The following is a 4,753-nucleotide window of genomic DNA, read 5'->3' on the forward strand; positions in this document are numbered from 1 at the left end:
GCCCGCGGCGAGCAGCAGCCCCGCGTTGGCGAGGGCGGCCGCGGCGGCGCCGACGGCCAGCAGGCGCCGTGCGGGGACGGCGTCGGCGAGCCCCGTGCCGGCCGAGACGAGCGCGCCGATGACGAAGCCGAGCTGCACGCCCACCGTCAGGAGCGCGGAGGCGGTGGGGGAGAGGTCCCAGGCGTCGGCCAGCTGGGGCACGACCGCGGCGGCGGAGAACCACGTGCCCATCGCCAGGGCCGTGGCCGTGGCGAGGACGGCCAGCGCCGTCACGGGGTGCCGCGGGAAGGCTCCCCGTGCTGCGCTGTCCGCCGTCACGACCCCTCCTTCCGCCCTGCCGGACCGGGTGCCGGGGCCCGTGCGGCGGACAGGCTCGCACGCGGAGCGCGCGCCCGCGGGGCCTCGGCCCGGAGGAGGGCTCGAGGAGGGGCCTCGACGAGGGGACCGGAGAGGCAGGTCACGCCCAGGTCTCGCGGGAGCGCCTTCCCATACGGTGGAGGGGTCCGGGTGGCCCGATGCGCCGCCGGGCGTCGCGGCCCCGTGGGCCGCCGGGACCGCCGAGCGGTCGCCGGGCGCGAGGGCGCCGACGCCGACCGACCCCGCGCGCCCGCACGAGGCCACCGGCCCGTGCGCTCACGTCCGTCGTCCTGCGCTCCGGCGGACCGCCGCGGGGTCCCGCCCACCACGGGGAGGACCCGATGACCCGCACCACCACGACCACCCGCGCCCTCGCCGCCTCCGGGGCGGCGCTCGCGCTCGCCCTCACGGCCGGCTGCGGCAGCGACGACGGCGCCGCCGCCGGCGGCGGCGGTTCCGACGGCATCACCGTGAGGACCACCGAGTTCTCCTGGGTCGCCGCCACGCTGACCAACGAGGTCGTGCGGCAGGTCGCCGCCGACCACCCCGACCTCGGCGTCGCCGACCTCGAGACCTCCCAGCTCGACCCGGCCGCCGCCTGGGCCGGCGCCGGCAACGGCGACCTCGACCTCGTCACCGAGGTGGCGCTGCCCAACCAGCAGCCGCTGCTGGACCAGACCGAGGGCTTCGAGCTCCTCGGCGAGGTGTACAGCGGAGCCGACCAGGGCTGGTACGTGCCGAGCTACGCCCTCGAGCCGGGCCAGCCGCTCGAGGGGCTGACCTCGGTCACGCAGCTCCCCGAGTACGCCGACGCGCTCGACAGCACGCTCTACGACGCCGACCCGGGGTGGATCACCACCGAGCAGAACGAGGCGCGGCTGGCGGGCTACGACATCGGCTTCGAGCACTCGACGTCGAGCGCCGCCGCGCTCTTCGCGCAGCTGGACCGCGCGTACGAGCGCGAGGAGCCGGTGCTCGTCTACCTGTACCAGCCGCACTGGGTCTTCGCGCAGTACGACGTCACGAAGCTCGAGGAGCCCAACCCCTACGAGGAGGGCTGCTTCGCCGAGCGCGGCGAGGGCGACTGCGCCATGCCCGACTACGCCGGTGGCGTGGCCGCGAGCGACGAGCTGCAGGAGGAGGTGCCCGCCTTCACCGAGATGCTCTCGCGCATGGAGATCCCCGTCGACGACATGGACGCGATGATCGCCGAGGTCGACGTCGAGGAGCGCGACGCCGCCGACGTCGCCCAGGAGTGGGTCGAGAAGAACGACGACGCCGTGGAGAGCTGGGTCGGCTGACCGATCCGACCTCTCCGCCGAGGGCGGTGCCGCGACGAGCGGCGCCGCCCTCGCGCGCGTCCGGCGCGCCGCGCCCCCGGAGCGCTCCGCTGCGCCGGCCGCCGACAGCGGTGGACGCAGGACGCGTCTGACCGCGTCGTGGGTCCACCGCTGGACGGGTGGGAACGCGACGCAGCCCCCCGCCGGCGGACCGGCGAGGGGCTGCGAGAGGCCCGGACGACTCAGATGTCGAAGTACATCTCGAACTCGTGCGGGTGCGGGCGGAAGCGGATCGGGTCGATCTCGTTGGTCCGCTTGTAGTCGATCCAGGTCTCGATGAGGTCCTCGGTGAAGACCCCGCCGCGGGTGAGGTACTCGTGGTCGGCCTCGAGCGCGTCGAGGACGGCGCCGAGCGAGCCGGGCACCTGGTCGATGGCCGCGTGCTCCTCGGGCGGGAGCTCGTACAGGTCCTTGTCGACCGGGGCCGGCGGCTCGATGCGGTTCTGGATGCCGTCGAGGCCCGCCATGAGCATGGCCGCGAACGCCAGGTAGGGGTTGCTCGAGGGGTCCGGCACGCGGAACTCGATGCGCTTGGCCTTCGGGTTCGAGCCCGTGATCGGGATGCGGACGCAGGCCGAGCGGTTGCGGGCCGAGTAGACGAGGTTGACCGGCGCCTCGTAGCCCGGCACCAGGCGGTGGTAGCTGTTCACCGTCGGGTTGGTGAAGGCGAGCAGCGACGGCGCGTGCTTGAGCAGGCCGCCGATGTACCAGCGGGCGACGTCCGAGAGGCCGCCGTAGCCGCGCTCGTCGAAGAAGAGCGGCGAGCCGTCCTTCCAGAGCGACTGGTGCACGTGCATGCCCGAGCCGTTGTCGCCGAAGAGGGGCTTCGGCATGAAGGTGGCCGTCTTGCCGTGCTGGTGCGCCACGTTCTTGATGACGTACTTGAAGAGCATGACCTTGTCGGCCGACTTGAACAGCTCGTCGAACTTGTAGTTGATCTCGGCCTGGCCGGCCGTGCCCACCTCGTGGTGGGCGCGCTCGACCTCGAGGCCGAGGGCGTCCAGGGCGAGGACCATCTGGTCGCGCAGGTCGGCGAAGTGGTCCACCGGCGGCACGGGGAAGTAGCCGCCCTTGTAGGGCGTCTTGTGCCCGAGGTTGCCGCCCTCCTCCTTGCGCCCCGTGTTCCAGGCGCCCTCGATGGAGTCGATGTGGTAGTAGCTCTCGTGCTGGTTCGTCTCGAAGCGGACGTCGTCGAAGACGTAGAACTCCGCCTCGGGGGCGAAGAACGCGGTGTCCGCGATCCCCGTCGAGCGCAGGTACTCCTCGGCGCGACGGGCGATCTGCCGCGGGTCGCGGGAGTACGCCTCGTCGGTGAAGGGGTCGACGATGCCGAAGTTGACGACGAGCGTCTTCTCCGCCCGGAACGGGTCGACGAAGGCGGTCTCGACGTCCGGCACGAGCTTCATGTCCGACTCGTGGATCGCCTGGAAGCCACGGATCGAGGAGCCGTCGAACATCTGGCCGGTGGTGAAGAAGTCCGCGTCCACGGAGGCGGCCGGCACGGTGAAGTGCTGCATCACCCCCGGCAGGTCGCAGAACCGGACGTCGATGAACTTGACGTCGTTCTCGGCGATGTAGGCGAGCACCTCGTCGGCGTTGGTGAACATCCACTCTCCTGGCGGGGTCGGAGGTCGTCGGTGGCGGTCGGGCCGCCGGTGGTGCCTGTGGGGTCCTTCGGTGTCGTGCTGGGTGTCGTGCGGGTGGTGCGGGCGGCGGTGGGCCTCGCGCTGCGGGAGCGGCCCGGCGCGCCGTCTCGGGATGGGAACCTAGGAGCGGGCGGTTGCCCGCTCGTCACGCGAGTGTTTCCGACGTGTTGCGCGGCGCGCGGTTGCGACGCGCCGCGCGAGCCGGCCGGGCGGACGGCACCGCCCGCGGGGCGCCGTAGGACGCCCGTCTAGCGTGGCGCCGTGGCGAGGAGCGGACCGAGCGGTGCGGAGGCGACCTGGCCGGGGCGCCGCCTGGGCCTGCCCCGGGAGGGCTCGCGGTCCGTCGCACGGACCGGGCGACGGCTCGCCGGTGTCGCGGTCGACTGGGCGCTGGCGCTGCTGGTGTCGAGGGCTCTGCTGGGCGGCGACCCCTGGGCGACCCTCGGCGTCTTCGCCCTCCTGCACGCCGTCGGCGTCGGCACGGTGGGCGGCAGTCCCGGGCACCTGCTCCTCCGCGTGCGGGTGCTGCGCGTCGACGGCGCATGGCCCGGTCCGTGGCGCGCCGTCGTCCGCACCCTCCTGCTGTGCCTGGTCATCCCGGCCGCCATCTGGGACGCCGACCAGCGGGGGATGCACGACCGCCTCGCCGGCACCGTCGTCGTCCGCCGCTAGGGCGACCCGGGCGTCGGCGTCCGCCGGGCGCCGCCGGGAGCGAGACGGTGCCCCTGGTTTGCGGAGGTCCTGCCAGCATCGCTCCGTGACCGAGCTCTCGCCGCCGACGCCCTCCGCCGGACCCGCCGCTCCGCGGGTGCGACCCGCGTCCGGCGCCGGGGCGCGCGACGACGTCCTCGTCGTCGCCGCGCTGGCGGTCGAGGCCGTCCACGTGCCCGCGCACCTGCCCCTGCTCCTGACGGGGCCGGGCAAGACGGCCGCGGCCACGGCGGTCGCCGCCGTGCTGGCCGCTCGGCCGCCCGCGGACCGCCCGCTCGTGGTGGGCGTCGGCACCGCCGGGGCCCTGCGCGAGGGCGTGACCGGCCTCCACGTGCCGGGCGCAGTGGTCCACCACGACATCTCCGCCGACGCCTTGGCCCGCCTGGGCGCGCCGACGACCACGGAGCTGGCGCTGGACGCGCTGCTGGGGGCGGCCCCGGGCGACGTCGTGCTCGCCACCGGCGACGTCTTCGTCGCCGACGAGGACGTCCGGGAGCGGCTCGCGCGGCGGGCCCACCTCGTCGACATGGAGGGCTTCGCCGTGGCGTGGGCCGCCCGGTCGCTGGGCGCGCGCGTCGTCCTCGCCAAGCACGTCAGCGACGCCGCCGACGAGGGGGCCTGGTCGTGGCCGGACGCCGTCGCCGCGAGCGCGCGGGCGCTGGGGGAGTGGCTCGCCGGCGTCCTGCCCGCACGCACCGG

General features: G+C 74.6%; 4 protein-coding genes and 1 pseudogene. 3 read left to right on the top strand and 2 right to left on the bottom strand.

What is annotated here, in order from left to right; genetic code table 11:
- Nucleotides 1-318: pseudogene (locus HLB09_RS13130) on the bottom strand (MFS transporter); the annotation flags it as partial.
- Between the two features lie 380 nt (nucleotides 319-698).
- Here HLB09_RS13130 and HLB09_RS13135 point away from each other — a divergent pair.
- Nucleotides 699-1,658, top strand: coding sequence for a glycine betaine ABC transporter substrate-binding protein (locus tag HLB09_RS13135; protein ID WP_171203798.1), 960 nt, complete (start codon nucleotides 699-701; stop codon nucleotides 1,656-1,658).
- Between the two features lie 221 nt (nucleotides 1,659-1,879).
- On the opposite strand, the gene glnA is transcribed toward HLB09_RS13135, so the two are convergent.
- The gene (glnA, locus tag HLB09_RS13140; protein WP_171203799.1) at nucleotides 1,880-3,304 is read right to left on the bottom strand and encodes a type I glutamate--ammonia ligase; all 1,425 of its coding nucleotides are present in this window, start codon (nucleotides 3,302-3,304) and stop codon (nucleotides 1,880-1,882) included.
- A 300-nt stretch (nucleotides 3,305-3,604) separates the two neighbouring features.
- Here glnA and HLB09_RS20070 point away from each other — a divergent pair, with 300 nt between their 5' ends.
- Both HLB09_RS20070 and HLB09_RS13150 read left to right on the top strand, forming a co-directional pair.
- Nucleotides 3,605-4,015, top strand: a complete 411-nt coding sequence (locus HLB09_RS20070) for an RDD family protein (protein ID WP_171203800.1) — start codon at nucleotides 3,605-3,607, stop codon at nucleotides 4,013-4,015.
- 136 nt (nucleotides 4,016-4,151) lie between these two features.
- On the top strand, nucleotides 4,152-4,753 hold a 602-nt coding region (locus HLB09_RS13150), incomplete at its 3' end, for a nucleosidase (protein WP_171203801.1).

The organism is Pseudokineococcus marinus, from assembly GCF_013004605.1.
GTDB lineage: Bacteria > Actinomycetota > Actinomycetes > Actinomycetales > Quadrisphaeraceae > Pseudokineococcus > Pseudokineococcus marinus.